Origin of the sequence: Achromobacter animicus (assembly GCF_040775605.1) — a bacterium.
GTDB lineage: Bacteria > Pseudomonadota > Gammaproteobacteria > Burkholderiales > Burkholderiaceae_B > Achromobacter > Achromobacter animicus.
Genome location: NZ_JAYGJK010000001.1, coordinates 4,225,397 through 4,249,202 on the forward strand (window position 1 = coordinate 4,225,397; position 23,806 = coordinate 4,249,202).

Here is a 23,806-nt window from a genome sequence, read left to right on the forward strand (position 1 = left end):
ACCATGTCGACACCCTACCCTCCCTCCTCCGACACCCCTTCGAACGGACCGGATTCCCTGGCCGACAGCTTTGCCACCAGCTATGCCGGTGTCATGGCTTTCATTGCCGTCGCCGCCGAGGGCAACTTTGCCAAGGCGGGCGACCGGCTCGGTATCGGCCGCTCTGCAGTCAGCCGCAGCGTCCAGAAACTCGAAGACCAGCTTGGCACCCGCCTCTTCGTGCGCACCACGCGCAGCACCTCGCTCACGCCCGAGGGCCAGCGTTTTTACGAACAATGCCACCCCGGCGTCGAGCGCATCATCCAGGCCCTGGACGACATGCGCGATCTGCGCGAAGGCCCGCCGTCGGGCCAGCTTCGGGTGTGCGCCACCGTGGGTTTCGGCCGCAAGGTCGTTGCCCCGCTGCTCATGGGGTTTCGTGAGGCCAATCCCGGCATCTCGGTCGAGCTGCTGCTGGACGACGGCCCCACCGACTTCACCACCGACCGGGTCGACGTCTCCTTCCGCAACGGCCGCATGGAAGACAGCCAGGTGATCGCCAAAAAGATCATCCCGATGCAGATGATGCTGTGCGCCTCGCCCGCCTATGCCGCCGCGCACGGCCTGCCCAGCAGCGTCGACGACATCGCCGACCATGCCTGCGTGAACTTCAAGCTGGCGTCGGGCCGCGTTTTCGAGTGGGAATTCAAGGTGGCCGGCCAGCTCCGCAAGGTGGCGCCACCGGGCATGCTGACGTTCAACGATGCCGATCTGGTGCTGCAATCGGTGCTGGATGGTCACGGCATTGCGCAGATGGCCGCTTACCAGGTCTGCGACCACCTGCGCGCCGGCACGCTGGTCGCCTGCCTGCCGCAATATGCGCCCGAGGACCGCGGCCATTACCTGTGTTTCCTGAGCCGCCAGCACTTGCCGGCGCGCATGCGCGTGTTCATCGATTACATGACCGAACACATCCGCGCAATGGACCTGCAGATATTGGACAGCCTGCTGGCGAAGCAGGCGTGAAGAAAGACGCGCTACTGCGTCAGCGCGACCACGCTTTCAATGCCGCCCTGCGCCATCTTGGAATACGGACAGAGGCGTTCCGTATTGCGCACCAGTTCTTCGGCAAGGGCCTTCTCCAGGCCGGGCAGGTGGATGTTGACATCCGCGGTCAGCGCAAACAAGCCATCGACCGGATCTCGCCCGAACGAAATGGTGGCTGTGACCGAGGCTTCGGGAATCGACAGGCCCGACCGCTCGGCCAGCATGCTCAGCGCGCCGTGGAAACACGCCGCATAGCCGGCGGCAAACAGCTGTTCGGGGTTAGTGCCCCCGCCCGTGCCGCCCAGCTCCACCGGCAGCCGCAATTCCACGATCAGTTCGCCATCGTCCGAGATGGCAATGCCTGAGGCGCGCCCGTGCGCGGCCTCCCCGCCGCGCACCGTCACGCTGGTGGTGTACAGGGGACGGAAGTCGCCGCCCCGGTACTTGTCCAGGAGGCTTTGGGGAGGAGGCCGCAGTTTGCTCATGTGGGTCCTTGTGCCCGCCGCTACTTTCTTGCGCCCGAACGGCTGAACCAGGTTTCGAAGTCGATCTTGCCCAGGCGGGGGCCGGATCCCGGCACCAGCGTGTCGTCGTCGAGCAGCGCGCCAAAGTAGCGCACGCCGGCGTCCGCCTGCACGGTGCGAGTGTCCCCGATTCTACCCATGTAGCGTTGCGCCAGTTCCGACAGCCTGACCTTTTCGGGACCGGCGATCTCCACGATGCCGTTCACGGGCGCGCCCAGCGTGGCGTCGGCCATGGCGAGCGCCACGTCGTCGGACGCGATGGGCTGCACGTAGGCGGACGACAGCCGCACTTCCTCGCCCTGCGTGCCGGACTGCACGATGCCGCCCAGGAACTCGAAGAACTGGGTGCTATGGACGATGGTGTACGGAATGCCCGCCGCCTCGATCAGGTCTTCCTGCGCGATCTTGCCGCGGAAGTAACCGCTTTCGGCCAGGCGGCGGGTGCCGACGACCGACAGCGCGACGTGATGACGCACGCCGGCGCGCTTCTCGGCGGCCAGCAGGTTGCGGCCCGAGGTCTGGAAGAATTCCAGCACGGCCTTGTCTTCGAAGGACGGCGAGTTGGCGACGTCGACCACCACGTCAACGCCGGCCAGGGCCGCATCCAGGCCTTCGCCCGTGATGGTGTTCACGCCGGTCGCGGGCGAAGCGGCGATGGCCTCATGACCGCGTTCCGTAAGCAGCTTGACAAGCTTGGAGCCGATCAGGCCCGTGCCGCCGATGACGAGGATTTTCATGATCGTTCCTTAGTTGAATTGGGCCTTGTCCAGCCCATATGCCTTGTCGGCGGAGCCCGGCACCGTCTGGAAGCCCACGTTCAGGCGGTTCCAGCCGTTGATGGCCATGATGGCAAAGCTGAGGTCCGAGATTTCCTTTTCGGACAGTTCACCGCGCACGCGCTCGTACACCTCGGTCGGCACGCCGTGCACGCCCAGCGTGGTCAGCGCTTCGGTCCAGGCCAGGCATGCACGTTCGCGCGCCGAGAACTGGTTCGATTCGCGCCAGATGGCGACGTGATGCAGGCGCAGTTCGCGTTCGCCCGCAATCTTGGCCTGCTTGATGTGCATGTCCAGGCAGAAGGCGCAGCCATTGATCTGCGAGGCGCGAATGTCGACCAGGGTCAGGATGGACTCCTCGATCGCGCCGGCCTTGGCCAGCATGCTGAATTCGACAAATTTCTTGAACAGTTCGGGCGACTGGGCAAAGGCGTTGAGACGTTGGCTCATGGTGACTCCTGGGTGGGTTGGGCGCTGCCCCGATGGGGTTATCGGGTTTTGCGCTGGCTTGTTCGACGCCCAAATCGTAGGCCGGCGCGCAGCGCGGCAGTAGCCCCGGCGCAGGGACCACGATGTTGCCGCAATGACAACAATCGCCCCGCGCGATCACCCCGAAAATACCCAGGCAATCAAGGCTCGCGCCCGGAAATCATCATGAACAGAAACGTTATCTCGATGCAGGACATCCATTACTTCGTGGAAGTCGCCAAGCGCGGCAAGCTGTCCGCCACCGCCGCCGAACTCGGCCTGCCCGTGGCTACGCTGTCCCGGCGCTTGACACAGCTTGAGCAGACGCTGGGGTACAAGCTGCTGAACCGCACCACCCGCAGCGTCAGTCTGACCGCGATCGGCCAGCAGTATTTCGACCAATGCGCGACGCATGTCCAAGCCGCCCTGTCCGCGCACGAAAGCATCCATTCCGGCCTTAACCATCTGGCCGGAACCCTGCGCGTGTCGGTGATGCCGGGACTGACCATGATCCTGCCGGCGGTGCTGAAGGAACTGCGCGAAACCTATCCGCAGATCTCCTTCGAGGTGGAGCTAGGCTCGGCCGGCGCCGCCCGCAGCGGCCATCCCTTCGACCTGATGCTGCGCACGGGAGAGCTCGAGGATTCCGCGCTGATCCAGAAGCACGTGGCGCAGGTGCAATGGATTCTCGTGGCGGCCCGCAGCTATCTGGACCGCTTCGGCCGCCCGACCTGCCCGGAAGACCTGGGCCTGCACGAGCGCATCGTCACGGGCGGCCTGCCGGACTGGACGCTGGGCGAAGGCGACAGCCTGCTGAATGTTCGCGGACCGACCCACATCGGCACCAACAGTGCGGCGCTGGGCGTGCAGCTGGCCACCGCGGGACTGGGGATCGCCTGGATGCCCAGCCATCAGGCGCTGTCGCAAACGCTGCGGGAACTGGCGCTGGAACAGATCCTGCCCGATTGGAAACTGCCGCCCGCCACCATCTACGCCCTATCCGACAACCGCGTGACGCCGGCGCGGGCCAAGGTGTTTCTGGATACGCTGCAACGGCATTTGCGGGTGAATTAGGCCCTGCCCGCCTACCCCAGCAGATTCTCCCTGACGTGCACCAGATGCCGCCGCACGGCCGCCATGGCGCGGTCCGCGTCGCGGTCGTGCAGCGCCTCGACGATCTCGCGGTGCTCGACCTGATATGCCGCGCGCCGCTCGGGCGTCAGGCTCTTGCGCTTGAGTGCGCCCCACGTCGCCTGCGAGCGCGCCGCGGTCATCAGCGCAAACACCTTTTCGATGAAGAGGTTGTGCGTGGCCGTGGCCATCAGTTCGTGCAGTTTCGCGTCCCAGACTTCGAATTGTTCAAAGCTGGCCGCGGCCTCCGCTTCATCACAGGCGTTCTGCATTGCGGCGAAGTCCGCCGGCGTGCCGTGCTGCACGACCAGCGCCGCGATGGCCGGCTCCAGCACCAGCCGCGCCGCCATCAGTTCGGCCGGACTGGTGGACAGCACCTCGCCGCGCAGCAGCGCCTCGGTCTGCGCCAGCGCCGAGGGCGGGTTGGCGTAGGTGCCGCTGCCCACGCGCTGCGAAATCAGGCCCTCTTCCTTCAATTGCGTCAGCGTTCGGCGCACGGTTGACCGGCTGATGCCGAATTGCTCGCTTAACGCGCGTTCAGTCGGCAGGCGGTGGCCCGGCGCCCATTCGCCCGACTGCAGGCTTTCGATGATGACCGCCCGCATGGCGGAGGCTTTGTCCATGGATGTCCCCGGATGATGACGCCGGAAATGATACCAAAACAGACCAATAAATTCTCTTTCCACTGCGGAAAAACGAATTCGCCTGCGCAGAGTTTTGGTTTATCCTGCCCAACACCAGCAATTGGGCCAGACAATCGGCCAATTGGTATTTTTTGGTATGTCATCACGGGCGGCCCCGACCGCCGTAGGAGTAAGCATGAAAATCGCGGTATTTCGAATCAACGGCGAGCGGCGCGTGGGCGTGGTGTCGGACGATGGCGGCACGGTCACCGCGCTGGATTTCCCGCCCCAACTTGCGGCAGCCGGCGCGCTGACGGCGGTGCAATGGCTGGCCGAGGGCCGCGCCCTACCCGCGCAAACGGGTCCGGCCTATCGCTGGGATCAGGTCGAGCACGAAGCGCCCCTGCCCGCGCAGCCGCGCAACCTGTTCTGCGTCGGCCGCAACTACCACGCGCATGCCAAGGAACTGCGCGATTCCGTGTTCAAGGACAACGACGCCAATCCGGAATCCTGGCCCATCGTTTTCACCAAGGTGCCGCAGACCGTGGTCGGCCCCTGGTCCGACGTGACGCTGCCCACCGGCATTTCCGACAAGATCGACTACGAGGCCGAACTGGCCGTCGTCATCGGCAAAGGCGGCCGCAACATTTCGCGCGCCGAAGCCATGAGCCACGTCATTGCCTACACCGTCGTCAATGACGTCACCGCGCGCGACGTGCAGATGCGCCACCAGCAGTGGGACCTGGGCAAGTCGTTCGATACCTTCTGCCCCATGGGTCCGTGGCTGGTCACCGCCGACGAACTGGACGGCCGCCAGACGCGCGTGCGCTGCTGGGTCAATGGCGAACTGCGCCAGGACGGCAACACGGAAGACCTGATCTTCGACATCCCCACGCTGATCGAGACCTGCTCGCGCGGCATCACTCTGTACCCCGGCGACGTCATCGCCACCGGCACGCCCGCGGGCGTGGGCCAGGGCCTGAACCCGCCGCAGTTCCTCAAGCACGGAGACGTCGTCCGGATCGAAATCGACGGCATTGGACGCATCGAAAACCGATTCGTCTGACGCCCGCGTAAACGAGCGCCGGTCACAAGAAACCGGCGCCGCGCAGCAAAAAACCTAAGGAGTGAGACATGAACCTGCGCTGCAAGCATGTAGCCAGACGGGCGGCCGCGGCCGCCTTGCTATGCCTCGGGGCCACGGCCGCGACGGCCGCCGGGTATCCCGAGCGGCCCGTCACGATGGTGGTGCCCTTCCCGCCCGGCGGCGTCGCGGACACCATCGCCCGGCCGCTGGCGCAGGCCCTGGGCGACAAGCTGGGCCAGCCCATCGTCATCGAAAACAAGGGCGGCGCGGGCGGCGCCATCGGCATTGGCCAGGCGGGCCGCGCCAAGCCCGACGGCTACACGCTGTTGCTGAGCCTGTCGTCGATCTCCATCCTGCCCGCCGCAGACCGCCTGCTGGAACGCAAGCCGGCCTATCAACTCGACCAGTTCGTGCCGATCGCCCGCATCACGGCCGATCCGACAGTGCTGGTCGTGCGCGCGGATGCGCCATACAAGACGCTGGACGAGTTCATCGACGCCGCTAAAAAACAGGGCGGCAAGCTGAGCTACGGCAGTTCGGGCATCTACGGCACGATGCACGTGCCGATGGAAATGCTGCAGAACGCCGCGGGCGTCAAGATGATGCACGTGCCGTTCACGGGCGCAGGTCCCGCGGTGCAGGCGCTCGTCGGCGGCCAGGTCGACGCGCTGGCAACCGGTCCGTCCAGCGTCATGCAGCTGATCCAGGCTGGTCGCGTGCGGCCGCTGGCGCATTGGGGCGACGGCAAGCTGGACAGCCTGCCCGACGTGCCGTCGCTGACGTCCAAGGGCTACGACGCCAGCTTCGTGCAGTGGTCTGGCGTCTTCGCGCTGGCCGGCACCCCGCCCGCCGTCATCGACAAGCTGCGCCAGGCCGTCAAGCAGATTGCGGCCGACCCGGCCGTGCAGGCGCGCATTGCGGGCACCGGCAGCCCGATGCAGTACCTGGACGCGCCGGCATTCGACGACTACTGGAAAAAGGATTCGGCCTCGTTGGAAGTGGCCGTCAAGCGGATCGGCAAGGTCGAATGACTGACGCTTGAGCCATGCACACGCAAGGGGGGCATCGCGCCCCCCTTTCGCATTTACTGCACCGTCTCCCGCGCCGCCGCCTGGCGCGCCAGCGCCTTGCGGTCCACCTTGCCCACCGCGTTCTCGGGCAGCCGGTCGATCCAGCAGACGTCGCGCGGCACATAGATCCGGCCCAGCCGCGCCAGCACCTCGGCCTGTATCGCGGCCGCATCCGGCGCGGTTTCGCCATTGCGTTGCACGAAGATCACCGGCGTCTCGCCCAGGTCATCGTCCGGCGCCCCCACCACGCAGCAGGCCGCGATGCCCGGCATTCCGGTGACCACGCCTTCGATCAGCGCGGGCGAGATGTTCTCGCCGCCCCGGATGATCACGTCCTTGATGCGGCCGGTGATGGTCAGGTAGCCCTGCGCGTCAAAGCGGCCCAGGTCGCCGGTGCGCAGCAGCCGGGGCGCGCCCGCGTCCGCGCTGTCCACACCCAGATAGCCCAGCATCAGGCTGTCGCCCGCGATGCAGATCTCTCCTTCCGCGCCGGCCGGCGCCACGCTGCCATCGGGCAAGCGCAGGGTTACGTCCTGTCCTTGCAGCACCGTCCCGACCGATCCCACGCGCCGCGCATCGGGCGGATTCATCGTGGACGTGCAGGTGGCCTCAGATAGCCCATAAGACACGACGAGCGGACACCCAAGAAAGGCTTCGATCCGCCGATGCAAGGCCTCGGTGATGGGCGCCGATCCGCACCGCGCAAAACGCAGCACGGCGAGGCTGTCCGGATCGAACGTCAGTTCCAGCATGCGCGCATACATCGTCGGCACGCCGGTGATGATCGTGGGCCTGAAAGCGTCCAGCAGACCGGGCATGTCCTGCGCGCGGAACCGGCCGGCCAGCGCCACACTGGCGCCGGCCAACAGCGGCGTGAAGATCTGGTTGTTCAGCGCGTTGGTGTGATGCAGCGGCATGACGTGCAGCAGGCGATCCGAAGGCGTCAGCCCCGTGTGCGCCAGCACGCCGCGCGCGTTGTTGACCAGGCCTTGATGGGAAAGCAGCACACCCTTCGGATTGCCCGTGCTGCCCGACGTGAAGAGCAGCAGCCCCGGCGCCTGCGGCGCAATGTCCGCGCCCGCCCAGTCCGGCGTATTCGACGCCACATTCGACGCCACCTTAGCGGCATCCAGCACGCGAGCTTCCGGCAGGCCGCAGGCGCTGGCCGTGGCGGCGTTGTCGGCATCCGCCAGCATCCACGTCAAGCCCACCGCCACCACGCGCCGCGCGGTTTCCTCGACCGACAGCCGCGGCTCGAGCGGACACGGACAAGCGCCCGCCGCCATGACGCCCAATAGGGAAACCACCTGCGCCAGCGAGCGCTCCATCGCCACGCCGACGTAATCGCCCGGCGCGACGCCGGCGGCGCGCAGGCCACCCGCCGCCTGTCCCACGCGGCGGCGCAGGTCCGCGTAGCTGACCGTTTCCTCGGCGGTCACCAGCGCAGGGCGCGCTGCCCATTCCGGCTGGTCCCACAAGCGCGCAAACGCCGCCACGATCGTGGCATCGGCAATCGTCATGATTACTCCCCCCTGTACCGGGCTCGTTGATGCGTGGCGCTGTCAGCGCAATGCGACGGCGGCGTCGCGTTCGAACTGTCCGTCGGCATCCAGCTCGCGCAAGGCGCGCGCTTCCTGCTCGGTCGCCGGTTCGGTCGGGCCCGCGCCGCTGGCGTCGAACTCGAAGCCGGTGCGTTCGCGTACTTCAGACAGGCTGGACTCCGGATGCCACGACTGCAGGGCCAGCCGGCCGTCGCGCTTGATGAACACCGCAATCGGCGTCACCACGCCATGAAAGCCGCCCCACGACGTCATGAAGTCCAGCTTGGGCACGAACGTGCGGCGCGAATGCTCGGTGCGCCAGGTGCAGGCGCGCTTGGCCGTGGGCAGCATCACCGCCCCGCCGCCCCCGCCGGGCAGCCGAACCTTGGGTTCATGCCAGTCGCCGATGCACGAGTTGTTGGCGCAGCCCGCGCCGTCAATCTGCGCGGCGCCCAGAAAGGTCAGGTCCATGCGGCCGCGCGTGCACAGGTCGTAGAAATCTTCGTTGGAAAAGATCGACGCGGTGTGCTCGGCCAGCACCGGATCCGAACTGGACAACGGAATGTGCGACGGCCGCGGGTTCACGCCGCCCGCCACGTTGATGTACACGAAGTCCCAGTCGTACGCGCGCTTGGCCAGCAGGCACGCCAGCATCGGCATGGTGGAATTCACGCCGCTGAAGGTGATTTCGTCAGGACGGATGAATCGCGCCAGATTGGTGACGATGTACGAAAAGCCCGACCATTGCTCAGCCATGATTTCCCTCCCGCGCTTCGGGCGCCGCGGCCATATGCGCGCGCAGATCGCTGTTCTTGTCCATGTAGGTTTCCACCGCCGGATAGTCGATGGCGTAATCGGGCCAGCACGAACCCGGCCACGCGCCCTGCGGCACGACCGCGAAGGCTTGCACCATGAAATACGGCACCAGCGTGGACTCGGGCTGCGCCTCGAACACGGCGCTGTCCACCTGCTTTTCGGCCACGACCAGCACGCTGCCCGCGGCGCGCGACATGATGCGGTCCCAGTGCGCCGTGCCCTGCACGCGCACGTTGCCCAGCGCATCCACTTCGGATGCCTGGATCACGGCGAAGTCCGGCCGGATCGCGGGCACCACCCAGGTCTTCTCGCCGCTGCCGTACGGATCATCCAGGCGTTTCCAGCCGTTCAGCTCCGGCAACCCGCTGCCATGCAGACCGCCGCAAGGCTGGAACGGCACGCCAAACGCGGCCGCGCGCAGCCCGGCCGTCAGGCTGGCGCAAGCGTGTTCCTCAAGTTCGATCTCGTGGCGCTCCACGGCGCGCCGATACCACGGCGCCAGCCCGAAGTTGCCTTCCATCGCGACGATGCCCGCGCGTACGCGGCGCAGCACGCCCGCGCGGCACAGGATGTCCACGTCATAGCCCGGCGACTGCTTGATCAGTTCAAGATCGCGCTTTTCCTGGCGGATCAGTTCGCGCACGAAGGCGAACGGTCCGCGATGCAGAAAGCTGCCGCCCAGCGCGATGGATGCCCCGTTGGGCACCAGCGCCGCCAGTTCCTGCAGGCTGCACTGCTTGTTCTTCTGGTTGAATCCTGAAGCCATTGTCTTCCTCCTGCTTGATGGGATGCGCCTAGCGCGCCTGCAGATACGCCGCCACGCGGTCCTTCAGGCCGGGCGCCGCCGCCGAACGCACCAGCCGCGCCAGATCCGTGTCCGGCGTCTCCTGCGACAGGGCCGCGTAGAGCTGCGTGCGGCTGGCGTCGGTCAGCGCGCTCGCCGTTTCCAGCGCGGCTTCGCTGATCTGCGGCCATTCCTGCGGCGTGGCCAATCGGCTGACGAAGCCATCGCGCAACGCGTCTTCGGCGTTGAAGGTGGCGGCCTGTTCAAGAATCGTGCGCGCGCGCTCCGCGCCCACCAGCGACGCGAAACGCCGCGTGCCCAGCACCAGGCCAAACTTCAACCCGGGCATGCGGAACGTCGCATCCGGCGCGCTGATGCGCCATTTGCAGGCGCCGAACACGTCCACGCCCGCGCCGAAATTGCGCCCATGCGCCAGCGCCACGGTCAGGCACGGCGAGGCCGCCAGCCGCTGCAGCAGCGTCTCGATCCGCACGAAGCGCAGCAGCAGATCGCCTTCGCTCTGCGTCTGCCAATCGCCAAAGTCAAAGCCCGCGCTAAAGTTCTTGCCCTCGCCTTGCAACACGATGACCTGGGCACGTGCGCCCTCGGCCTCGTCCAGCGCGGCGATCAGCGCCTCAACCAGGTCGGCCGACAGCGCATTCATCTTTTCGGGGCGCGCCAGCGTCAGCACGTGGCGCGGCCCTTGCTGGTCGATACGCAGGACGCTCATTGCTTGCCTCCCTTGGCAGACACGCGCAGCGGTCCCAGCACCTCGTCGTTGTGCTCGCCCAGCGCGGGCGGCCGGCGGCGCAGCGCCGTGGTCTCGCCGTCAAACCGCACCGGCAGGCCAAACGTGCGGGTCTGCACGCCATTGGGCAGCTCCAGCGCCTGCACCCAGCCCATGTGCTCGACCTGCGGATCGGCCAGCACCTCCGAATACGTGTTGATCGGCGCGCACGGTACGCCGGCCGCGCGAAAGCGTGCCAGCCAGTCCTGTGCTTCGTGCTCAGCGAAGATCGCTTCCAGAATGTCGCGCAGCGCCGTCTGATTGCGAGCGCGGGCGCTGGTATCGGTAAAGCGCGGATCGCCCAGCAGGTCTTCACGCCCCACCGTCGCGCACACGGCCTTCCACAACGCCTGGTTGCCCGCGGCCATGCCGAAGTATCCGTTCTTGCAGCGAAACGCCTGATACGGCGCATTGCGCGGATGGGCCGACCCCAGCTTGACCGGATCCTTGCCGCTGCCGAAGAACTCGGACGTCTGCAAGGCGGCGATGCCCAGCGTGGCGCCCAGCATCGGCACGTCGATGTGCGTGCCCTGCCCGCTGGCCTGCGCCGCGCGCAGCGCCGATGCGATGGCGAACGCGCCGTACAGTCCCGCGGAAAAGTCCGCCAGCGGCACGCCGCATTTGACCGGTTCGCCGCCGGGCTCGCCGGTGACGCTCATGATGCCGCTCATGGCCTGGATGGTCAGGTCAAAGCCGCCTTCCTGCGCGCGCGGTCCCGACTGGCCATACGCCGAGATCGAGCAGTACACCAGCCGGGGATTGGCCTCGCGCAGTTGCACGTAGCCCAGGCCCAGCCGCTCCATCACGCCCGGCCGGTTGTTTTCGATGAGCACGTCGGCGCGCAACGCCAATTCGCGCGCCAAGGCCAGATCGCCGGGGTCCTTCAGGTTCAACGTCACCGACCGCTTGTTGCGGTTGAGCGAGGCGAAGTTCTCGCTGTAGCCGTCCGAGATGGGCGGCCAGCTGCGCAGCGTATCGCCGCCTTCCGGGTTCTCCACCTTGATCACGTCCGCGCCCATGTCCGCCAACAACATGCCGCAAAAGGGTCCCGCCGCGACGTTGCAAATCTCCAGCACCGTAATGCCGGCTAGCGCCGAACTGGGTGTCATGTCTGACCTCTCGTTATGAAAATTCAATATTTGGGATGCGGAAAACAGTATAAGACGCGGCCTTCAACGATGGCATCATCCAGACGCGCCGCCCGGGAAAGCCGCTGGTGTCCGGGCGAATCCTAGTGCAATCCCTAGGTGCCGCGGTTAATTGTTGACCAGCATAGCACCGTGTGGAATTCTAGGTAAACCATTTATTGAAACGTCAATCCTAATATTTAGGATTCACAAAAGAGGACTGCAGCGACCCCGGCACCCCGCAATCGCGAACCGCCTCTGTCGCATGCTGGCCCGTCCACCGAGGAGACTTGCATGAGACTGTCGTGGCGTATTGCCCTGGCCAGCACGGTGCTGGCGCTGTCGGCCAACCCCGCATCGGCCGACAACTGGCCGACCAAACCCGTCCGCATGGTGGTGCCGTTTCCGCCGGGCGGCGCAACCGATGCGGCCGCGCGCATCTATGCGCAGCATCTGGGAGACTTCCTGGGACAGAGCGTGGTCGTCGAGAACAAGGCCGGCGCGGGCGGTGAGATCGGCGCCGAATTTGTCGCCAAGTCCGCAGGCGACGGCTACACCCTGCTGATGGGCGCAGTCGGCAGCCATGCCATCCACGCCGCCATGCCCGACAAGCCGGGCTACGACTTCGGCACGGCATTCGTTGGCGTGTCCATGGCCACCAGCATGCCGATGGCGGTGGCCGTGAACAGCAGCAAGATTCCAGCCAAGAACGTGCAGGAACTCATCGCTCTGGCCAAGAGCAAACCCGGATCTATCACCTTCGGGTCAGCCGGACCCGGCACTTCGCAGCACATGGCCGGCGAGCTCTTCCAGGCGGTCACCGGCACGCGGCTCATGCACGTGCCTTACCGCGGCAGCGGTCCCGCCATTACGGATCTTCTGGGCGGCCAGATCGACATGGTGATCGAAACCCTGCCTGCGCTGCTGCCGCAGGTCGCCAGCGGCAAGATCCGGCTGCTGGGCGTCACGACGGCCAAGCGCGCCACCGCGTTGCCCGACCTGCCGACGCTGGCGGAACAGGGGGTGAAGGATTATTCGGTTGCCACCACGTATGCCCTGCTTGCGCCGGCAGGCACCCCGCCCGCGGTCGTGGACAGGCTGTCGGACGGCATGCAAAAGGCCGCGGCGATGGAATCCGTGCAGCAGGCCGCGCTGAAGCTGGGCGCCGACGCCATCGCCACCTCGCCCGCCGACACCAGCCGGATGCTCAAGCAGGAAGTCGCGCGCTGGGCCGACGTGGTGCGTCTGTCGGCGGCGAAATGACGCGCGCCACCGCACTGGCCCAGCCGGCCACCTCCGAACTCGCCATTGTCGGCGGCGGCTCGGTTGGCGTCAGCTTCCTGTATCAGTTCCTGTTGGCGCTGCAAGCCGCGCCGGCCGTGCGCCCGCCGACGGTCCATCTCTTCGAACCGCAGGCCGACCCCGGTCCGGGCGGCGCGTACCAGGACGACCTGCGCAGCAACCTGCTCAACATTCCCGCAGGCAACATGTCCGCGCGCGCCGACCATCGGCTGGACTTCGTCGACTGGCTGCGCGAACAGGATGCGGACTGGCTGCACGGCTACGGCGTCACGGCCATCGACCCTGCCGACTTCCTGCCGCGTCCGCTGTTCGGCGCCTACATGCGCGCGGTTTACGAGCGCTGCCGCCGGCTAGCCGAAACGCTGGGCGTGACGCTGGCGCATGTGCCTGACCGCGTGCACCTGGTGGTCCCGCAGCCTGATGGCCGTGTGCACGTCCAGTCCGATCATGGCGTGCCGATCGCGGCGCGCCACGTCGTGTTGTGCAACGGCAACCTGCCTTCGCAGGCGTTTCCTGCGCTGGATGGCGTGGCAGGCTACTTCAACAGCCCGTATCCGGTGTCGGCGCTGGCACAAGCCATCGCGCCCGATGCGTCCGTGTGCGTCGTCGGCACCAGCCTGAGCGCCGTGGACGCCGTGGCTGCATTGCAGCAGGCCGGACACCGCGGCCCCATTCTGTGCGTCTCGCGCAACGGGCGGCTGCCATCGGTGCGCAGTCCGCACAACCGTGCGCCCGGCACGCTGCAACAGCTGAGCGCCGACGGCGCGCTCCAACTGGCGGCTCGGCACGGCGGCGCGCTGACGCTGGACGTCATCTGGCAGGCGCTGCGGGACGAGGTGATGGCGTTGCACGGCTCGCTGGACGACGATGATGTGTTGGGCATCGACGGCGACGCGCGTGCCGCCTTGGATGATGAAATCCGCCGGTCGGCCACGGCGCCGCGTCCGTGGCAGGCGGTGGCCGCCGCCACCAATGGGGCGGTGGACCGGATCTGGCATCTGCTGCCTGACACCGAACGGCGCCGCTTCCAGTCGACTTGGCGTTCGCTATGGATGGCTCGGCGCGCGACCTTCCCGATGCGCAACGCCTTGAAGTTGCAGGCATTGTTCGGCGCCAAGCAGCTTCACGTTGCCGCCGGCTTTGCCGGCTGCGATCACGATCCGGCCACCGGCCTGTTCCGCACACGGCTGCACACGGCAGGTGCGCACGTCGAACACTCAAGCCAGTATCTGATCAATGCCACGAGTTTTTCCGTGGACGCGCAGCGCACGGCCGATCCGCTGGTGTCCCAGTTGCTGCGCGACGGTCACGCGCAGGCCGATCCGCATGGCGGCCTGGCGCTGGACTACGGCACCGGCTGCCTGAAGAACGCCGGTGGCCACATCGTGGCGGGCGTCTCGGTGCTGGGCAGCCTGGCAGGCGGCACGTACTTCTGGACCACGTCCATGGACGTAAATGCCCGGCTGGCGCGCGATCAGGCCGAACGGATCGCGGCCACCCTGCGCGCCGCGCCCGCTACTGATCCAGAAATCCCCGGCGATATCCCATCCCCTGAGAGATGGACTGCGCACAGGCCGCCACATCCGGCGCAAGCTGCTTCATCCTAGCGGCGCTCAGACGATCCAGCGGCCCGGAGATGCCGACCGCGGCCACGGGCTGGTCCAGGCTGTTGAACACGGTCACGGCCAGCCCGCCCACCCCCTCACGCCATTCGCCGCGATTGATCGCGTAGCCGGCACGCGCGATTCTACGCAGTTCGTCTTTCAAGAGCGGCATGGACACGATGGTGGACGGCGTGTGCCGCACCATCTGCTCCGCGTAGCGTTCGACGTAGCCTTCGGGCTGGTAGGCCAGAAGCGCCTTGCCGGTCGCCACCGCGTAAGCGGGCGCGCGGCCGCCCACCATGGAGTACGCGCGAATGGGCTGCGGGCTGTCGATCTTGTCCACGTACACCACGTCAAAGCCGTCCAGCACCGACAGGTGCACGGTCTCGCCGGTCTGGTCCGCCAGCGTGCGCATGTAGGGCGCGGCCAGCTTGCGCACGTCCAGTTGCGCCAACTGCCTCGCCGCCAGTTCAAACAGGCGCACGGCCCCGCGGTATCCGCCGCCGTCGTCATCCTTGATGACATAGCCGGCGTGAATCAGCGTCTGCAGGGTGCGATGCGTATTGCTGCGGGTCAGGCCCACGCGCGCGGCCAGCGCGTCGATGGTGCGCGGCGGATTGTCCACATCGGTCACCGCTTCCAGCACCATCAGCCCTTTAAGCAGCGTCTTGTCCATTCGTGATTTTTCCTAATATTTAGGACGGGAACATAGCACGAGACACGCCGCGGGAACAGCGGATTTGCCGCAATGCCCGCGCTAGGCCAGCGTGGCGCGGACAGCGGTAGAGCGGTCCCACAAATTGGGCAGGGTGGGCGACGAATAGCCCGAGACGAACGGCTTGGCGACGCCGGTGACCGGGTCGTACACATGGCGCGACACGGCGCCGATGTTGCCGCCGTACAGATGCACGCTGATGGAGACGCGGTCGGGATACGCGTTGGACACCCGGTGGATGTCGCCCTCGGCCGGCGACAGGCGCTCCACATCGCCGGGCCGCAGCGTCGTGGGCTCGCCCGCCATGGCCAAACGCCCGTCGACGTCTCGCGTGAACCGCTGATTGATCTCCGAGCCGCGCAGCATGCCGACATAGCCCCAGACCTCGTGATCGTGCACGGGCGTCAACTGGCCGGGTCCCCAGACGAAGCTCACCAGCGAGAAGCGCTCCAGCGGATCGCAGTGCAGCAGGTACTGCTGATAGAACTGCGGGTGCGGGGCGGTACAGGCTTCGGGCAGCCAATCGTCGTGGCTCACCAGGTCCGAGAACGCTGCCTCAAGTTCGGGGCTCTGCTCCAGCGCCTGCGGCGTGGCCAGCCGCGTCGCGGTGGCGATAAAGCGGCGCAGCCGTTCCAGGCCGGTGGTCGATTCAGGCATTGCAGGTCTCCAGGCGGGATCAAATCCCAGAATGAAAAAAGAGTATCCACGATTCAGGACGGCGACGCACGCGTCTGCCGCTTCCGGCTCGGCCGAACATCAAGCAACCACGCTTGACATCCCCGTGGCGGCGCGTGCAGCGTATCGGACTGTCTGCAAGGTTGGAAATGAAAAACACGCATCACGATATTCCGCCCCCGCTGGCGCAAGCGCTGCGCGACGCGCGCCGCGTCGTCGTCTTCACGGGCGCAGGGGTCTCCGCGGAAAGCGGCATCGCCACGTTCCGCGACGCCTTGACCGGACTCTGGTCGCGCTTTGACGCACAGGCGCTGGCCACGCCCGAAGCCTTTCAAGCGCATCCCGACATCGTCTGGGGCTGGTACGAATGGCGGCGCGCGCAGGTCCTGCGCGCTTCGCCCAACGCCGCACACCATGCCATCGCGACGCTCGCCCGCCATGTCCCCCAACTGACCGTCATCACGCAGAACGTGGACGACCTGCACGAGCGCGCGGGTAGCCGCGATGTCACGCATTTGCACGGCAGCCTGCATGCGCCGCGCTGTTCGCGCTGCGGCGCCCCCCAGTCCTTTGCCACGGAAACGCCGGAAGAACCCGATGCCGGCCGCCGCATCCCGCCGCCTGCCTGCACGGCTTGCGGCGCCCCGGTGCGGCCGGGCGTCGTCTGGTTCGGCGAAAGCCTGCCCGCGCAGGTCTGGCGCGACGCCACCCTTGCCGTGCAACAGTGCGACCTGCTGTTCAGCATCGGCACCTCGTCGCTCGTGTACCCCGCCGCAGAACTGCCTCAGTTGGCCATCGCAGGCGGCGCCGCGGTCGTGCAGGTCAACCCGGCCGCGACGCCCCTGGACGGCCTGGCCCACCACAACCTGCGCGGCGCCGCGGCCGAAATGATGCCCAAGGTGCTTGCCGCAGCGAGGTTTGGTGAGGATCCGCCGTAACCGGATCACACGTCTATGACACTTGCGCCACACTCGCGGGGAAACCCTCACTTTCACCATTACAACCGCGCTATACAGTGGTGTAATGAGCTTCGCTTGTGGAGATGATCATTCCGTTTTCCTGGAGACTTCCTGACGTCTTCGTACGTTCGCCGGACGGTGTGCTGCACCGTGTGGTGCGTCACGCCACGACCACGGAAACCATCGCCCTGCTTGAAGGCATGCCAAGCAATACCCATCTGGATTGCGAATGCAAGCTCGATAACGGCGAAACGCTGTGCTGGGTGGGCAACGACGAATACCGCCAGTTGAATGGCGGCGCCGTCTTTCTCGCCGTCACCGCGCACACCACACCTCGAGGCGAGTCGCGGCACAGCGTCTCCGCCCCGAGCAATGAAAAGCCGGCCACCGCGCCGCGTGCCTCTCGCAAGACATTTGCGGGGGCTCAAGCGCGCCTGCCGCCAGCTGTAGTCAGTCTAAAAACCGGCAACGATTGGAGCCTGATCCGCGCCTGGCGCGAGCACCTGAACATCAGCACTGCTGACATGGCTGCCCGGCTTGGCGTCGATCACTCCATCTATATCGATTTGGAACGGCCCCGCCCGCGGCCCAGGCAGGTCATTCTTGACCGCGTGTCCGAAGCCCTCGGCGTTTCGCCGGAACAACTCGATGATTCATTGTTAGGAGGACAGTTTCATTAGCGCAGCGCGCGACGGCATTGCCCCGCGCCCGCGCCATGAATTGTTCAAACGACTTTGGCGCCGACACCTGACGGCCCGCGCATGGAGGTATTGAATATGCTCGGCACCGCAAGACGATTGACCGACGTGCTCGCCACATCGCCGGATGGCACGTTGTATCGCATTGAACGCTTCGTTTCCGATCCTGGCGCGTATTCCGCGCTGGGCACGCCACGCTTCGATCCAAAGACGCACTGCGTCTGCCGCACCAGTTCCGGTGAAAAGGTTGCGTGGCTGGGCGGCCAGACCTACCAGCTTCTCAAAAGCGGCACATCCCTGACCGCAGTGGACCGACGACGCGCCTGACGGCCGCCGCCAAAGCATTCCACGACAGCCCGCCCCGACAGCCCGCCACTACCGCCCGAAACGCGTCACGACAAAATCCACGAATGTCGTGAGTTTCGGCGGAGCCTGGCGGTCCTTCGCATACAGCAGCGTGATGGGCCGGGCCACCGGCCAGTAAGGCTGCAGGATAGGCACCAGGCGGCCGGCGCGCACGTCGTCGGCCAGCAGCAGCTCCGGCTGCAGCACGATGCCAAAGCCCGCCAGCGCGGCCTGCCGGAGCGCCTGCCCGTTGTTCGACACGAACCGCCCCGTCGGATACCCCATTTCTCCGCCCTCGTCCGTGCCAAGCCGCCAGCCGGTGCGCCGGCTCCAATGCGAGAAATCCAGGCACTGATGCCGGGACAGATCGCCCGGCACGGCCGGGGTGCCGTAACGCGCCAGATACGCGGGCGCCGCGCAGATGATCATCTGGTAAAGGCCGATGCGGCGCGCCACCAGGCCGGAATCCGCAGGCTCGCCGATGCGCAGCGCCACATCGAAACGCGACGCCACCACGTCCTCCACCATGTCGCTCAGCGACAGCTCCACGCTGACGTCCGGGTAGATCGACAGGTACTCGGCGATCGCCGGCGCCAGCGCAAAGGATCCGAACGATACGGACGAGGTGATGCGCAGATGCCCGCGCGGCGCCGAGCGCAGCGCTTCGGCCCCCTGCTCTGCGTCGTTGATATCGGCAAGGATTGTCTTGCAGCGCGCGAAGTAAGCCTGGCCCGCCTCGGTCAGACTCTGGCGCCGCGTCGTGCGGTTCATCAGCCGCAGCCCCAGCCGGTTTTCCAGGCCTTTGACATGCTTGGCCGCCATCGCAGGCGACATATCCAGCTGCGCTGCTGCGGCAGACAGGCTGCCCAGTTCCACCACCGCCACAAAGACTTCCATGCTGAGCAGGCGATCCATGGATTACACACTCCGAGTGTTGACTGATCCAACAATTCTAGGATTTTTCGGGCGGAATACGGCGCGCAGAATGCGTCCATGCGTCGGCGTCCTGCCGGCGCGCTTTATCGGCATTCCCGGAGAACCTCATGAAGATCATCCTCATCGGCGCAAGCGGCACCCTCGGAAGCGCGATCGCCCGCGAGCTGGGCCAGCGGCACGACATCATCACGGTGGGCAAGACCCGCGGCCAGTATCAGGTCGACGTGACCCGCAGCGACAGCATTCGCGACCTGTTTGAACGCGTGGGCAAGGTAGACGCGATCGTTTCCGCTACCGGCAGCCTGCATTTCGGGCCGCTTGCCGAGATGACGGCGGATCAGTTCAAGATCGGCCTGCATGACAAGCTGCTGGGCCAGGTCGACCTGGCGCTGATCGGCCAGCACTACGTCAACGCGGGCGGCTCGATCACGCTGACCAGCGGCATCCTGAGCGACGAACCCATCCGCTTTGGCGCCAATGCCGCCGCCGTGAACAGCGCCATCGACGGTTTCGTGCGTGGTGCAGCGGTAGAACTGCAAGGCGTCCGTATCAACGCAGTCAGCCCCACGGTCTTGGAAGAATCGCTGGACAACTATGGTCCGTACTTCCAGGGTTTCGAAGCGGCGCCGGCCAGCCGTGTCGCGCTGGCCTACAGCCGCAGCGTCGAAGGCGCGCAGACGGGGCGGGTATATCGCGTGTGGTGATGGCGGGCATAGCATAGCTGCTGCCAAGAATGCGCAAAATCTGCGGCGAAAAAAAAGCGGCTTGATGAATTCATCAAGCCGCTTTTCGCGTACGCATTGCTGCGTCTTTCTGGTTGAAACCATGCTGTGAAGCATGACCTCGAATAAGTTGGCGCGCCCGGCAGGATTCGAACCTACGACCCCCTGGTTCGTAGCCAGGTACTCTATCCAGCTGAGCTACGGGCGCCCCGAAAGAGGCGTGTTTATAACACGAAAGAATCGTGCCATGCAAATCGACCCCGTTTAATGGCGTACTGGCACAGACAGCGCCCCGGCCTTTGCGGCATGTCAATGAAACACACGGCCAGGCAGCAGTACGCTGAGTTCAACAAGAACACATCAGGCAGACAGCATGGCCAAGAAATTTCCCCTGCACCCCAAACATCCCGAACGCATCTGCTGGGGTTGCGACCGATACTGCTCCACCGACTCCATGGCCTGTGGCAACGGCTCGGGCCGCACCATGCACCCGGCGGAATCGCTCGGCGAAGATTGGTATCTATTCGGAGATTGGGGCTTCGATGAAGCGGACGACAAGCCGCAATCGAAAGAAAAGGAAGAGGCTGCGCATTGATGCGATGGGGCGGTATTGGATGTATCGATGGGATGCGCAGTTATTTGATGCGCATCGGTGTGATGCCCCACCTATTGATGCCCACCTATTGATGCCCACCGATTTACGCCTCACCAATTTGACGCACAAAACAAAAAGGCCTTCGATTCAAGATCAAAGGCCTTTTCATTTTCTTTGCCGCTTTTACATCGCGGTGTTTATACCGTGAAGTTTGGCGCGCCCGGCAGGATTCGAACCTACGACCCCCTGGTTCGTAGCCAGGTACTCTATCCAGCTGAGCTACGGGCGCTCCGGCAAAGAGGCAAAATTATATCAGAATAATCGTGCCATGTTTGTAGTGCAGTAAAACTTATCGCAGAACTTCTTGCGGCAACTTGTACTTCACTACGCTTGCTTTTTACTTCCTTTCCGGCAGGTCTGCGTAAAACGCAAACAACCCAAAAAAGAACTTGGCGCGCCCGGCAGGATTCGAACCTACGACCCCCTGGTTCGTAGCCAGGTACTCTATCCAGCTGAGCTACGGGCGCTTGAAAAAGCAAGCCTTGAATAATAGCGTTGTTTCACGCGTTGCGCAAGTCGGAAGGCGCGCAGATGGCTGCGTACAGCTTCCCGACAGCGGATGGTCACATCGATAGAACGTTGTCTCTTTAGCCTAGCGGCCGTTAACGATGCCGGCTGTCATCCGGCGATCTTCGTGACGCAATGACAGTGCGCCACGTCATCCGCAAGCTCAAGAGACCTTTCATGTCCGACAAAGACAAAAGCACTGGAGAACCTTCCCAGGACGCCCCCAGCACGACGCCGGTGCGCGCCACGCGCCGCGGCTTTCTGACCGGCATTGCCGCACTCGGCGCGAGCGCAGCCGCGATGGGCGCGCTGTCCGGATGCTCCAACGACGACGACGATGACAGTCCTGCGGCGCCCGCCCCAGCGCCTGCGCCCGAACCCACGCCCGCCCCTGCTCCTGACCTCACCACGCAGCTGCGCGACAACGTCAAAACGCTGGTGGTGATCTTTGCCGAGAACCGCAGCTTCAACAATCTGTTCGCCAACTTCCCCGGCGTGGAAAAGCCGCTGTCCGCGCTGACGCCGGCCGACTACACGCAGCTCGATCGCGACGGCACGCCGCTGCCCGTGCTGCCGCCGGTCTGGAACGGCATGGTGCCGACGTCGCAGCAGGCCAACCACATTACTTATCAGGTGGATCAGGCCGCGGCCTACATGAATAACCTGCCCAACGCGCCCTTCGCGTTGCAGGGACCGCAAGGCGAGCCGCTGCCGCAAGGGGTGGTGACGCGCGACCTCTGGCACGTGTTCTACCAGAACCAGATGCAGATCAACGGCGGCAAGAACGACAAGTTCGTCGCGTGGGCTGATTCCGGCGCGCTCGTCATGGGGCACTACAGCGATTCGGCGTACAACCTGCGGCTGTGGAAGCTGGCGCAGGAATTCGTGCTGTGCGACAACTTCTTCCAGGGCGCTTTTGGCGGTTCGTTCCTGAACCATCAGTACCTGGTCGCGGCGCGTCCGCCTTTCTATCCCGACGCCGCCACGTCGGTCGCCAAGACGCAGATCGCACAACTGCAAAGCGCGGACCCCACCGATCCGCGCCTGGAACCCAAGGCCACGTCACCCGCCAGCGCGCTGACCGGCATCCCGCAGTTCGGCGCCAGCGCGCTCACGCCCGACGGCTATGGCGTCAATACGATGGCCCCGCCATACTGGCCGTCGTTCAGCCGCGATGCCACCGATCCGACACTGGCGGATCCGGCCAGCCCGCAAACGATGGTTCCGCAAACGCACGCCAACATCGGTGATCTGATGAGCGCCAAAGGCCTGGACTGGGCCTGGTACGCCGGCGGTTGGAAAGCCGCCGTCGATTCGACGGCCAGCACGGGCTTTCCGTCGTCGCCGAACTTCCAGGCGCATCACCAGCCGTTCAACTATTTCAAGAGCACGGGGCCGGGCACGGCGGCCCGCACGGCGCACATCCGCGACGGCGGCCTGGGTGATCTCAATTCCACCAACAAATTCCTGGCCGACGCCGAAGCGGGCACGCTACCGCCGCTGACCTTTTACAAGCCGCAGGGCAACCTGAACATGCACGCGGGATACGCGGACGTGGACTCGGGTGATCGCCACATCGCGCACATCGTGGACAGCCTGAGGAAGAGCAAGCAGTGGGAGAACATGGTGGTGGTGATCACCGTGGACGAGAACGGCGGCTGGTGGGATCACGTTGCGCCGCCGCAAGGCGACCGTTGGGGCCCGGGCACGCGTATCCCGGCGGTGATCGTGTCACCCTTTGCCAAGAAGGGCACGGTGGACCACACGATCTACGACACGGGCTCCATCCTGCGTCTTGCCACGCGGCTCTTCGACCTGCCGATGCTTGATGGCTTGAAGGCGCGCGATGACGCCATGACGGCGCGAGGACAAGCGGCGATGGGCGATCTGACGAATGCGCTGACGTTCGGCGCCTGACACGGGCTGGCGGGGCGGCGATCCGTCGGGCGGCGATCCGTCGGGCGAATCGCCCTCTCTACGCCGCGCCCGTCTGCCCGTGCACCAGCAGCGCATAGATCTCCGCAACGCGGCCGGTCGTGATCCCCTCGCGCTGATCCACCGCCAACGGATGGCTCGTCGGCTCCAGTTCGATGTACGGCCGGATGCCGTCGTCCCGAAGATGCACGTGCGTCTTCAGTCCGATCGTGTCGGGATACGGATCGAGCCGCGTCGTAAGCCAGCCAAACAACGGCGGCGTGTGCGAACGCTTTGCCTCGTCCGACATCCGCACCCACGTCTCGTAGCTTTGCAGACTGAGCGAGACCCACACGCCCCACACGAAGGGTTCTGGATGGCCCGCGATCGGCAGCTCGATGCAGCCGCGCACATAGAAGTGCTGCTCGTCGATTACGCAATCGTCACTGCCCAGATCGCAACGATGGTCGCGTTCTTCGGGCGGTACGGCGTAGTACGTCGCGGGAGCATCGGCGCCGAAGCTCGGCAGGCCGTGGTGGAACTCGTCGCAGGTGGTGCACTTGAAGGAAAAGTCCATTGCTACTTTTTCGGTGTGGGTTCTTGAGGCGTCCGGCACGGTGGCGTCCCGGGGTGCGCGGGGCCACGATTGCGGTCCGGAGCCTTCGCTCCGGACTTCCCCTTTGTCATCCTCGTCCTCGCCTTCGGCGACTCCTACGGATTCCCTCGGGCTTATCGACGCCCCGCGCACCCCGGGCCGCCACCGCACCGGACTCTAGCATTTGAAACCTGTCGGGCGCTGGGGCGGTCTGTGTGCTTGGCGTTTTTGCGCAGAGGTTCTTGGGCCAGAAGCATCTTGCGTTGCCCGTCCCCGTTCGGCCGCGCGGGCGGCCTGCGGTGACTTACGCAGTGTCTTGCGTTGGGGTGATGACGCTTCGCGATTAGGTGGCCTCGGTGTCTGGCATCCGCATCGATGGACTACATGCTTGTAGCGACTTACGCAGTGCCTTGCGTTAA

Annotated in this window: 25 protein-coding genes and 3 tRNA genes; 12 read left to right on the forward strand and 16 right to left on the reverse strand. The window is 65.6% G+C overall.

Annotated features, from left to right (window positions below; genetic code table 11):
- Positions 1-3 precede the first annotated feature (3 nt).
- Positions 4-1,005 carry a LysR family transcriptional regulator gene (locus tag AB3147_RS19200; protein ID WP_218344575.1) on the forward strand — a complete coding sequence of 334 codons (1,002 nt, stop codon included), beginning with the start codon at positions 4-6 and terminating at the stop codon, positions 1,003-1,005.
- Between the two features lie 11 nt (positions 1,006-1,016).
- Here the strand turns inward: AB3147_RS19200 and AB3147_RS19205 are convergent, their stop codons facing one another.
- The 3 genes from AB3147_RS19205 to AB3147_RS19215 are packed head-to-tail and all read right to left on the reverse strand — an operon-like array spanning position 1,017 to position 2,776.
- The gene (locus tag AB3147_RS19205) at positions 1,017-1,511 is read right to left on the reverse strand and encodes an Ohr family peroxiredoxin (RefSeq protein ID WP_175124209.1); all 495 of its coding nucleotides are present in this window, start codon (positions 1,509-1,511) and stop codon (positions 1,017-1,019) included.
- A gap of 20 nt (positions 1,512-1,531) precedes the next feature.
- Positions 1,532-2,287 carry an SDR family oxidoreductase gene (locus AB3147_RS19210; RefSeq protein WP_175124210.1) on the reverse strand — a complete coding sequence of 252 codons (756 nt, stop codon included), beginning with the start codon at positions 2,285-2,287 and terminating at the stop codon, positions 1,532-1,534.
- A gap of 9 nt (positions 2,288-2,296) precedes the next feature.
- Entirely contained in the window at positions 2,297-2,776 is a 480-nt protein-coding gene (locus AB3147_RS19215; RefSeq protein WP_056563450.1) for a carboxymuconolactone decarboxylase family protein, read from the reverse strand.
- Between the two features lie 204 nt (positions 2,777-2,980).
- Between AB3147_RS19215 and AB3147_RS19220 the strand changes: the two genes are divergently transcribed.
- Positions 2,981-3,868: a LysR family transcriptional regulator gene (locus tag AB3147_RS19220; protein ID WP_367352727.1), complete on the forward strand. Its 888-nt coding sequence runs from the start codon at positions 2,981-2,983 to the stop codon at positions 3,866-3,868.
- 11 nt (positions 3,869-3,879) lie between these two features.
- Here the strand turns inward: AB3147_RS19220 and AB3147_RS19225 are convergent, their stop codons facing one another.
- Complete coding sequence (locus AB3147_RS19225) at positions 3,880-4,548, reverse strand: FadR/GntR family transcriptional regulator (RefSeq protein ID WP_367352728.1); 669 nt, start codon at positions 4,546-4,548, stop codon at positions 3,880-3,882.
- 196 nt (positions 4,549-4,744) lie between these two features.
- Here AB3147_RS19225 and AB3147_RS19230 point away from each other — a divergent pair, with 196 nt between their 5' ends.
- Complete coding sequence (locus AB3147_RS19230; protein WP_279975933.1) at positions 4,745-5,614, forward strand: fumarylacetoacetate hydrolase family protein; 870 nt, start codon at positions 4,745-4,747, stop codon at positions 5,612-5,614.
- A gap of 68 nt (positions 5,615-5,682) precedes the next feature.
- Positions 5,683-6,666 carry a tripartite tricarboxylate transporter substrate binding protein gene (locus AB3147_RS19235; protein WP_175124215.1) on the forward strand — a complete coding sequence of 328 codons (984 nt, stop codon included), beginning with the start codon at positions 5,683-5,685 and terminating at the stop codon, positions 6,664-6,666.
- Between the two features lie 53 nt (positions 6,667-6,719).
- Here the strand turns inward: AB3147_RS19235 and AB3147_RS19240 are convergent, their stop codons facing one another.
- Genes AB3147_RS19240 through AB3147_RS19260 form a run of 5 tightly spaced genes read right to left on the reverse strand, consistent with a single transcriptional unit; the run spans position 6,720 to position 11,742 of the window.
- Positions 6,720-8,225, reverse strand: coding sequence for a class I adenylate-forming enzyme family protein (locus tag AB3147_RS19240; protein ID WP_367352729.1), 1,506 nt, complete (start codon positions 8,223-8,225; stop codon positions 6,720-6,722).
- Between the two features lie 42 nt (positions 8,226-8,267).
- Positions 8,268-9,002, reverse strand: coding sequence for a CoA-transferase subunit beta (locus tag AB3147_RS19245; RefSeq protein ID WP_239215732.1), 735 nt, complete (start codon positions 9,000-9,002; stop codon positions 8,268-8,270).
- Positions 8,995-9,828 carry a CoA transferase subunit A gene (locus tag AB3147_RS19250; RefSeq protein ID WP_367352730.1) on the reverse strand — a complete coding sequence of 278 codons (834 nt, stop codon included), beginning with the start codon at positions 9,826-9,828 and terminating at the stop codon, positions 8,995-8,997. The genes AB3147_RS19245 and AB3147_RS19250 overlap by 8 nt, the downstream gene beginning before the upstream one ends.
- A gap of 28 nt (positions 9,829-9,856) precedes the next feature.
- Positions 9,857-10,576: an enoyl-CoA hydratase/isomerase family protein gene (locus tag AB3147_RS19255; protein WP_367352731.1), complete on the reverse strand. Its 720-nt coding sequence runs from the start codon at positions 10,574-10,576 to the stop codon at positions 9,857-9,859.
- Positions 10,573-11,742, reverse strand: a complete 1,170-nt coding sequence (locus AB3147_RS19260; RefSeq protein ID WP_239215730.1) for a CaiB/BaiF CoA transferase family protein — start codon at positions 11,740-11,742, stop codon at positions 10,573-10,575. The genes AB3147_RS19255 and AB3147_RS19260 overlap by 4 nt, the downstream gene beginning before the upstream one ends.
- 312 nt (positions 11,743-12,054) lie before the next feature.
- Between AB3147_RS19260 and AB3147_RS19265 the strand changes: the two genes are divergently transcribed.
- Together AB3147_RS19265 and AB3147_RS19270 are read left to right on the forward strand one after the other, a co-directional pair.
- On the forward strand, positions 12,055-13,023 hold the full coding sequence (locus AB3147_RS19265; RefSeq protein WP_175138592.1) for a Bug family tripartite tricarboxylate transporter substrate binding protein: 969 nt from the start codon (positions 12,055-12,057) through the stop codon (positions 13,021-13,023).
- Positions 13,020-14,669: an FAD/NAD(P)-binding protein gene (locus AB3147_RS19270; RefSeq protein WP_367352732.1), complete on the forward strand. Its 1,650-nt coding sequence runs from the start codon at positions 13,020-13,022 to the stop codon at positions 14,667-14,669. Before AB3147_RS19265 ends, AB3147_RS19270 begins: the two co-directional genes overlap by 4 nt.
- Here AB3147_RS19270 and AB3147_RS19275 read toward each other — a convergent pair.
- On the reverse strand, positions 14,578-15,342 hold the full coding sequence (locus tag AB3147_RS19275; protein WP_175124223.1) for an IclR family transcriptional regulator: 765 nt from the start codon (positions 15,340-15,342) through the stop codon (positions 14,578-14,580). The genes AB3147_RS19270 and AB3147_RS19275 overlap by 92 nt on opposite strands.
- A gap of 81 nt (positions 15,343-15,423) precedes the next feature.
- Positions 15,424-16,038, reverse strand: coding sequence for a cysteine dioxygenase family protein (locus AB3147_RS19280; protein ID WP_367352733.1), 615 nt, complete (start codon positions 16,036-16,038; stop codon positions 15,424-15,426).
- A 167-nt stretch (positions 16,039-16,205) separates the two neighbouring features.
- Here AB3147_RS19280 and AB3147_RS19285 point away from each other — a divergent pair, with 167 nt between their 5' ends.
- The 3 genes from AB3147_RS19285 to AB3147_RS19295 all read left to right on the forward strand — a co-directional run bounded on the left by AB3147_RS19285 (position 16,206) and on the right by AB3147_RS19295 (position 18,040).
- Positions 16,206-16,994 carry an SIR2 family NAD-dependent protein deacylase gene (locus AB3147_RS19285; protein ID WP_367352734.1) on the forward strand — a complete coding sequence of 263 codons (789 nt, stop codon included), beginning with the start codon at positions 16,206-16,208 and terminating at the stop codon, positions 16,992-16,994.
- 98 nt (positions 16,995-17,092) lie between these two features.
- Positions 17,093-17,695: a helix-turn-helix domain-containing protein gene (locus AB3147_RS19290; protein WP_367352735.1), complete on the forward strand. Its 603-nt coding sequence runs from the start codon at positions 17,093-17,095 to the stop codon at positions 17,693-17,695.
- Positions 17,696-17,791: 96 nt separating this feature from the next.
- Positions 17,792-18,040 (forward strand): hypothetical protein, encoded by a 249-nt coding sequence (locus AB3147_RS19295; protein WP_175124227.1) that lies wholly within the window; start codon positions 17,792-17,794, stop codon positions 18,038-18,040.
- A 48-nt stretch (positions 18,041-18,088) separates the two neighbouring features.
- Here AB3147_RS19295 and AB3147_RS19300 read toward each other — a convergent pair whose 3' ends face one another.
- The gene (locus AB3147_RS19300) at positions 18,089-18,973 is read right to left on the reverse strand and encodes a LysR family transcriptional regulator (protein ID WP_367352736.1); all 885 of its coding nucleotides are present in this window, start codon (positions 18,971-18,973) and stop codon (positions 18,089-18,091) included.
- Positions 18,974-19,101: 128 nt separating this feature from the next.
- Between AB3147_RS19300 and AB3147_RS19305 the strand changes: the two genes are divergently transcribed.
- A complete protein-coding gene (locus AB3147_RS19305) occupies positions 19,102-19,698 on the forward strand; it encodes a short chain dehydrogenase (RefSeq protein ID WP_175124229.1) in 597 nt (198 codons plus the stop codon).
- Between the two features lie 149 nt (positions 19,699-19,847).
- On the opposite strand, the gene AB3147_RS19310 is transcribed toward AB3147_RS19305, so the two are convergent.
- Positions 19,848-19,924, reverse strand: a tRNA-Arg gene (locus tag AB3147_RS19310).
- Between the two features lie 165 nt (positions 19,925-20,089).
- Between AB3147_RS19310 and AB3147_RS19315 the strand changes: the two genes are divergently transcribed.
- Positions 20,090-20,311, forward strand: a complete 222-nt coding sequence (locus AB3147_RS19315) for a DUF3079 domain-containing protein (RefSeq protein WP_175124230.1) — start codon at positions 20,090-20,092, stop codon at positions 20,309-20,311.
- 212 nt (positions 20,312-20,523) lie between these two features.
- Here the strand turns inward: AB3147_RS19315 and AB3147_RS19320 are convergent.
- Both AB3147_RS19320 and AB3147_RS19325 read right to left on the reverse strand, forming a co-directional pair.
- Positions 20,524-20,600 (reverse strand) — tRNA-Arg (locus AB3147_RS19320).
- A 161-nt stretch (positions 20,601-20,761) separates the two neighbouring features.
- A tRNA-Arg gene (locus AB3147_RS19325) sits at positions 20,762-20,838 on the reverse strand.
- 217 nt (positions 20,839-21,055) lie between these two features.
- Here AB3147_RS19325 and acpA point away from each other — a divergent pair.
- Complete coding sequence (acpA, locus tag AB3147_RS19330) at positions 21,056-22,795, forward strand: acid phosphatase (protein WP_367352737.1); 1,740 nt, start codon at positions 21,056-21,058, stop codon at positions 22,793-22,795.
- A gap of 58 nt (positions 22,796-22,853) precedes the next feature.
- Here acpA and AB3147_RS19335 read toward each other — a convergent pair whose 3' ends face one another.
- On the reverse strand, positions 22,854-23,369 hold the full coding sequence (locus tag AB3147_RS19335) for a DUF2199 domain-containing protein (RefSeq protein ID WP_367352738.1): 516 nt from the start codon (positions 23,367-23,369) through the stop codon (positions 22,854-22,856).
- Positions 23,370-23,806: the final 437 nt, after the last annotated feature.

Bases quoted from the DNA above. Each gene is read 5' to 3' on its own strand.
- AB3147_RS19305 (WP_175124229.1), top strand. From the start codon at position 19,102: ATGAAGATCATCCTCATCGGCGCAAGCGGCACCCTCGGAAGCGCGATC.
- AB3147_RS19260 (WP_239215730.1), bottom strand. From the start codon at position 11,742: ATGACACCCAGTTCGGCGCTAGCCGGCATTACGGTGCTGGAGATTTGC.
- AB3147_RS19240 (WP_367352729.1), bottom strand. From the start codon at position 8,225: ATGACGATTGCCGATGCCACGATCGTGGCGGCGTTTGCGCGCTTGTGG.
- acpA (WP_367352737.1), top strand. From the start codon at position 21,056: ATGTCCGACAAAGACAAAAGCACTGGAGAACCTTCCCAGGACGCCCCC.
- AB3147_RS19215 (WP_056563450.1), bottom strand. From the start codon at position 2,776: ATGAGCCAACGTCTCAACGCCTTTGCCCAGTCGCCCGAACTGTTCAAG.
- AB3147_RS19285 (WP_367352734.1), top strand. From the start codon at position 16,206: ATGAAAAACACGCATCACGATATTCCGCCCCCGCTGGCGCAAGCGCTG.
- AB3147_RS19270 (WP_367352732.1), top strand. From the start codon at position 13,020: ATGACGCGCGCCACCGCACTGGCCCAGCCGGCCACCTCCGAACTCGCC.
- AB3147_RS19225 (WP_367352728.1), bottom strand. From the start codon at position 4,548: ATGGACAAAGCCTCCGCCATGCGGGCGGTCATCATCGAAAGCCTGCAG.
- AB3147_RS19295 (WP_175124227.1), top strand. From the start codon at position 17,792: ATGCTCGGCACCGCAAGACGATTGACCGACGTGCTCGCCACATCGCCG.
- AB3147_RS19210 (WP_175124210.1), bottom strand. From the start codon at position 2,287: ATGAAAATCCTCGTCATCGGCGGCACGGGCCTGATCGGCTCCAAGCTT.
- AB3147_RS19200 (WP_218344575.1), top strand. From the start codon at position 4: ATGTCGACACCCTACCCTCCCTCCTCCGACACCCCTTCGAACGGACCG.
- AB3147_RS19280 (WP_367352733.1), bottom strand. From the start codon at position 16,038: ATGCCTGAATCGACCACCGGCCTGGAACGGCTGCGCCGCTTTATCGCC.
- AB3147_RS19315 (WP_175124230.1), top strand. From the start codon at position 20,090: ATGGCCAAGAAATTTCCCCTGCACCCCAAACATCCCGAACGCATCTGC.
- AB3147_RS19205 (WP_175124209.1), bottom strand. From the start codon at position 1,511: ATGAGCAAACTGCGGCCTCCTCCCCAAAGCCTCCTGGACAAGTACCGG.
- AB3147_RS19230 (WP_279975933.1), top strand. From the start codon at position 4,745: ATGAAAATCGCGGTATTTCGAATCAACGGCGAGCGGCGCGTGGGCGTG.
- AB3147_RS19255 (WP_367352731.1), bottom strand. From the start codon at position 10,576: ATGAGCGTCCTGCGTATCGACCAGCAAGGGCCGCGCCACGTGCTGACG.
- AB3147_RS19220 (WP_367352727.1), top strand. From the start codon at position 2,981: ATGAACAGAAACGTTATCTCGATGCAGGACATCCATTACTTCGTGGAA.
- AB3147_RS19250 (WP_367352730.1), bottom strand. From the start codon at position 9,828: ATGGCTTCAGGATTCAACCAGAAGAACAAGCAGTGCAGCCTGCAGGAA.
- AB3147_RS19275 (WP_175124223.1), bottom strand. From the start codon at position 15,342: ATGGACAAGACGCTGCTTAAAGGGCTGATGGTGCTGGAAGCGGTGACC.
- AB3147_RS19235 (WP_175124215.1), top strand. From the start codon at position 5,683: ATGAACCTGCGCTGCAAGCATGTAGCCAGACGGGCGGCCGCGGCCGCC.
- AB3147_RS19265 (WP_175138592.1), top strand. From the start codon at position 12,055: ATGAGACTGTCGTGGCGTATTGCCCTGGCCAGCACGGTGCTGGCGCTG.
- AB3147_RS19335 (WP_367352738.1), bottom strand. From the start codon at position 23,369: ATGGACTTTTCCTTCAAGTGCACCACCTGCGACGAGTTCCACCACGGC.
- AB3147_RS19245 (WP_239215732.1), bottom strand. From the start codon at position 9,002: ATGGCTGAGCAATGGTCGGGCTTTTCGTACATCGTCACCAATCTGGCG.
- AB3147_RS19300 (WP_367352736.1), bottom strand. From the start codon at position 18,973: ATGGATCGCCTGCTCAGCATGGAAGTCTTTGTGGCGGTGGTGGAACTG.